This is a genomic window from Xanthomonas sp. GPE 39 (assembly GCF_000963005.1).
In the GTDB taxonomy this organism is placed as follows: Bacteria; Pseudomonadota; Gammaproteobacteria; order Xanthomonadales; family Xanthomonadaceae; genus Xanthomonas_A.
This window is the reverse complement of sequence record NZ_JZHZ01000007.1, coordinates 1,608,095-1,613,626: the sequence shown is the minus strand read 5'-3', so window position 1 is coordinate 1,613,626 and position 5,532 is coordinate 1,608,095. Positions and strand designations below refer to the sequence as shown.

1 protein-coding gene is annotated in these 5,532 nt (G+C 58.3%); it reads left to right on the top strand.

Annotated features, from left to right (window positions below; all coding sequences use genetic code 11):
• A partial coding sequence (locus XALGPE39_RS06710; RefSeq protein ID WP_161795328.1) for a non-ribosomal peptide synthetase occupies nucleotides 1-5,532 on the top strand: 5,532 nt, incomplete at both ends.

The window sequence follows — 5,532 nt, the reverse complement described above, 5'->3', positions numbered from 1 at the left end:
GCATCTGTTGGCGGCGATGGTGGCCGAGGGGGCTGAAGATCAGGCGGTAGACCGTTTGCCGTTGCTGGACGAGGCCGAACGCCATCAGGTGCTGACGCAGTGGAATGCGACCAAGGCGGATTATCCTCGCGATGCCTGTGTGCACGCATTGTTCGAGGCGCAGGTGGCGCGTGATCCATCGGCAATTGCGATTGTTCAAAACAATGTCACGCTGACGTATGGCGAGTTGAATGCGCGTTCCAACCAGTTGGCGCATTACCTGCGCGAGTTGGGTGTGCGCCCAGATGACCGCGTGGCAGTGTGCGTGCAGCGCAGTGTCGAGATGGTGGTGGCGTTGCTGGCGGTGTTGAAGGCGGGCGGTGCGTATGTGCCGCTGGATCCAGCGTATCCATCCGAGCGGCTGGCTTATATGCAAGCCGATTGCGGTGCGCTGGCGATGTTGACGGACACCGCCAGCCGCCAGCTGATCGAGGACATTACAACTTCGGTGGTGATCGTCGATCTGCAAACTGACAGTGAGCATTGGGCGCACCTGCCAGACAGCAATCCCGACCGCTACGCCAATGGCCTGACTGCAAGCCATCTGGCGTATGTCATCTACACCTCTGGATCGACCGGTGTGCCGAAGGGTGTGATGACCGAACATCGGAATGTCGTGGGTCTCTTTGGGGCAACAGAAGAGCGCTTCGAATTTTCCTCGGATGACGTGTGGACACTCTTTCATTCATACGCCTTCGACTTTTCGGTTTGGGAAATATTCGGCGCATTGCTTTATGGAGGACGTCTTGTCGTCGTGCCATGGGAGACTGCGCGCTCGCCAGATGCGTTCCATGAACTTGTCTGTCGCGAATCCGTGACGGTTTTAAACCAGACGCCGAGTGCTTTTAAGTCATTCATTGCCGCGCAGGGCTCCAGCGGTTCGGAGCATTGTCTGCGGATGGTCATCTTTGGTGGCGAAGCATTGGACGTCGCGGCCTTGAAGCCTTGGTTCGAGCGTGAGCGCAACCTGGCGACGCATCTGGTCAATATGTACGGGATTACGGAAACCACGGTGCATGTGACGTGGCGGTCTCTCACCGTGACCGATGTGGACTGGCGTGGTGGTAGTCCGATTGGTCGTCCGATCGCCAATACGCGTACCTACATCCTCGATGGACATGGTGCGCCGGTGCCGATCGGGGTGGTGGGCGAGTTGTATATCGGTGGCGAGGGTGTGGCACGTGGATATCTGAATCGCGAGGACTTGACCGCCGCGCGCTTTATTGCCGATCCGTTCTCCGATACAGCCGATGCACGGATGTACCGCAGCGGCGATCTTGGGCGTTGGCGTACCGACGGCACAATCGAGTATGTGGGACGTAACGATCATCAAGTCAAGATCCGTGGTTTCCGCATTGAATTGGGTGAAATCGAGGCGCGACTGAGTGCGCATGCGGATGTGCGCGAATGCGTGGTGGTGGCGCTGGAAGGTGCGGCTGCTGGCACCGAGAAGCGTCTGGTGGCGTATTGGGTCGCTGCCGGGCATGTAACGTCCGAGCCTCTTGGCGCGGAAAGCTTGCGCAGTTGGTTGTCGGATACCTTGCCGGATTACATGGTGCCTGCCGCCTATGTGCAGTTGGATCGCTTGCCGTTGACTCCGAACGGCAAGTTGGATCACAAGGCATTACCCGCACCGGATGGCTCGGCCTATGCAGCGCCTGCGTATGAAGCACCGCAGGGCGCGATTGAACAAACCATTGCCGCGATTTGGTGTGATCTGCTGGGTCTGGAAAGCATCGGGCGGCACGATAACTTCTTCGCGCTCGGTGGACATTCGTTGTTGGTAGTGACGCTGACCGAGCGGATGCGTCAGCAAGGGTTTCACGCCGATTTGCGCACACTGTTCGCCAACCCGACGCTTGCGGCACTGGCCGCGGCGAGCGGTGGCTTATCGATCATTGTGCCGCCTAACCGCATTGAGCCTGATAGCGTAGAGATCACGCCTGAAATGCTGCCGCTGGTGGAGCTCACTCAGCAACAGATCGATAGCATCGTCGCAATGACCCCTGGCGGCTCGGCCAATATCCAGGATATCTATCCGCTTGCTCCATTGCAGGAAGGTATCTTTTTCCATCACCTGCTGCAGCGCGAAGGCGATGCCTATCTGCTGCCGAATCTGATCGCATTCGACAGTCGTTCGCGTCTGGACGTATTTGTCGATGCACTGCAATGTGTGATCGATCGTCACGACATCCTGCGCACGGCGGTGCTCTGTGAAGGACTCGCCGCACCTGTGCAGGTGGTGTGGCGGCATGCGCCATTACTAATCGAGGAAGTTTGCCTAGATGGCGCCTGCGATAATGTGGCGGAACTGCTGCAATCGCGCTTCGATCCAAGCTGCTGGCGCATGGATGTGCGTCAAGCGCCGCTGATGAGGGGTTTTGCCGCATACGATCCGGCCAGTAGTCGCTGGTTGCTGCAGTTGCTCAGTCACCATCTTGCCCTGGATCACACCACGTTGGAGATCGTGCTGGATGAAATCAGATGCCATTTGTGCGCTGAAACAGCGAGCTTGCCGGCTCCGCTGCCGTTCCGCAATTTTGTGGCGCAGGCATTTCTGGGTGTCAGTGTCGAAGAGCACGAGGCATATTTCCGCACAATGCTCGGCGATGTGGATGAGCCATGTGCACCATTTGGCCTGCTCGATGTACAGGGTGATGGATCGGATGTGGAGGAAGTACGGATCGATCTATCGGATCGGCTGTCGGCATTGCTACGCAGCCAGGCGCGTGCGCTTGGCGTGAGTGTGGCAAGCCTGTTCCATCTGGCCTGGGCACAAGTGGTAGCGCGTACCACAGGTCATGAGCGTGTTGTATTCGGAACCGTGCTGTTTGGTCGGATGCAAGGCGGAGCGGGAGCCGACAGAACGCTTGGCATTTTCATCAATACTTTGCCCCTGCGCATTGAGATTGATGATGTCAGCGTGGTGGAAAGTGTGCGAATAGTGCAGCAGCGCCTTGCCGGGCTGTTGCGACACGAGCATGCGCCGTTGTCGTTGGTGCAGCGTTGCAGTGGTGTTCCCGCACCGGCACCCTTGTTTACCTCATTGCTCAATTACCGGTATAGCGTCCAGACAGAAGGATCTGCCGAAACGATGGCGTGGGATGGGATAGAGAGGATTTCAGGACATGAGAGTACGAATTATCCGCTTGGTGTTTCTGTAGACGATGTTGGGTTTGGTTTCTCGATAAAAGTACAGACACAGCGGCCATTGGTTCCGGCACGGATATGCACTTTCCTGGTGAATGCGCTTGAGGGTCTTGCCGATGCGCTTGCCCATGCACCGGAGACAGCGGTGCGAGATCTCGACGTCTTGCCTGAGGCCGAGCGTCATCAGGTGTTGATGCAGTGGAATGCAACGACGAATGATTATCCGCGCGAGGCGTGTGTACATGAACTGTTCGAGGCACAGGTGGCACGAACACCATCCGCCATCGCGGTGGTGCAGGGTGAAGTGTCGCTGACGTATCGCGAATTGAACGCACGTGCCAACGGTCTGGCGCATTCTCTGCGCGAGTTGGGTGTATGCCCGGATGATCGCGTGGCGATCTGCATGCAGCGCAGTGTGGAGATGGTGGTCGCGGTGCTTGCGGTGCTGAAGGCCGGTGGTGCCTATGTACCACTGGACCCGGCTTATCCTGTCGAACGTCTTGCCTATATGTTGGAAGACAGCGCTCCGGTTGCGGTTCTGGCGCAGACATCGACCTTGAACCTGCTGCTGACCGCATCCGCGCCGATCATCAATCTGGACGAGTCGCACTGGCAAGATCGGTCCGTGTCGAATCTGTCGATGGATGGTCTGACCTCGACGCATCTGGCTTACGTGATCTACACCTCCGGCTCCACGGGTCGCCCCAAGGGCGTGATGATCGAACACCGCAATACGGTGAATCTGCTGGCTTGGGCACAGCGTTCTTTCGCAGCATCGGTCCTGGAAAAAGTCCTGTTCTCCACGTCGTTGAATTTCGACCTATCGGTCTATGAATGCTTTGTGCCTCTGGTGTGCGGTGGTGCAATTGAGGTGGTCGACAATCTGCTTGCCATGCAGGCAGATGGGCAGGGTGTCACGTTGATTAACACCACGCCTTCCGCATTGAAGGGGTGGTTGGAATCAGGCGGACGAGGCGAGGGCGTGCATACGGTCAACGTGTGTGGTGAAGTGTTGAAGCGTCAGGTGGTGGAAGATCTTTTTGCCAAGACGCAAATCGAACGGCTGTGCAACCTATATGGCCCGTCGGAAACCACGACGTATTCGAGTTGGGTGTCGATGGAGCGCAGCGACGGTTTTGTGTCTCATATCGGCACGCCGTTGGACAATACGCAGTTCTATGTGCTGGATACGCATCGTCAGCCTGTGCCGGTGGGTGTGACGGGTGAACTGTATATCGGTGGTGCCGGTGTGGCGCGTGGTTATCTGAATCGCGGTGATTTGACCGCCGCGCGCTTCCTCATGGATCCATTCAGTGCCGATCCGACGGCACGGATGTATCGCACTGGCGATCTGGGTCGCTGGCGTGCCGATGGCACGCTTGAGTTTGTGGGACGCAACGACCATCAGGTCAAGATTCGTGGTTTCCGCATCGAGTTGGGAGAGATCGAGGCGCGGCTGAGCGCGCATGTGGATGTGCGCGAGTGTGTGGTGGTGGCGCTGGAAGATGCCACGGGCAGCGACAAGCGATTGGTGGCGTATTGGGTTGGTGCGCAAGATGCGACGCACGAATCCCTTGGCGTGGAAAGCTTGCGCAGTTGGCTGTCGGACACGTTGCCGGATTACATGGTGCCGGCGGCTTATGTGCAGTTGGATCGCCTACCGCTGACCCCGAATGGCAAGCTGGATCGCAAGTCATTACCCGCGCCGGATGCGACAGCCTATGCCGCACCTGCGTATGAAGCACCGCAGGGTGAGGTTGAACACACCATTGCCGCCATCTGGCGTGAGCTGCTGGGTCTGGAGAGCATCGGGCGGCACGACAACTTCTTTGCGCTTGGTGGACATTCGTTGTTGGCGGTGCGGGTTGCCTCTCGCTTGCGTCAGGAATTGGGTGTCGAGATCGGCGTAGCGGAGTTGTTTGCCAATGCAACGCTGAAGGACCTTGCCGCGTGCGTGGCCTCTTCGTCCGCTGCGATCTTGCCGGCGATCCTGCCATTGCAGCCGGATGCGCCGCGTGTGCTGTCGTTTGCACAGCAACGGCTCTGGTTCCTGTCGCAGTTCGAAGGTGTCAGTGAGGCGTATCACATCAGCGGCGGCTTGCGTTTGCGTGGTGTGTTGGATGTGCAGGCGTTGCAACGTGCGTTGGATCGCATCGTGGCTCGACATGCGTCGCTGCGCACGAGCTTCGCGCTGGTCGATGGGCAGGCGTTGCAGCATGTCGCTGACGAGGACAGCGGTTTCCATCTGATCGATCACGATCTGCGTGAGGTGCCTGATCGCGAGGCTGTGCTGGAGCAGCTATTGGCGGAGGAGGTGCAGACACCGTTCGCGCTGGAACAAGG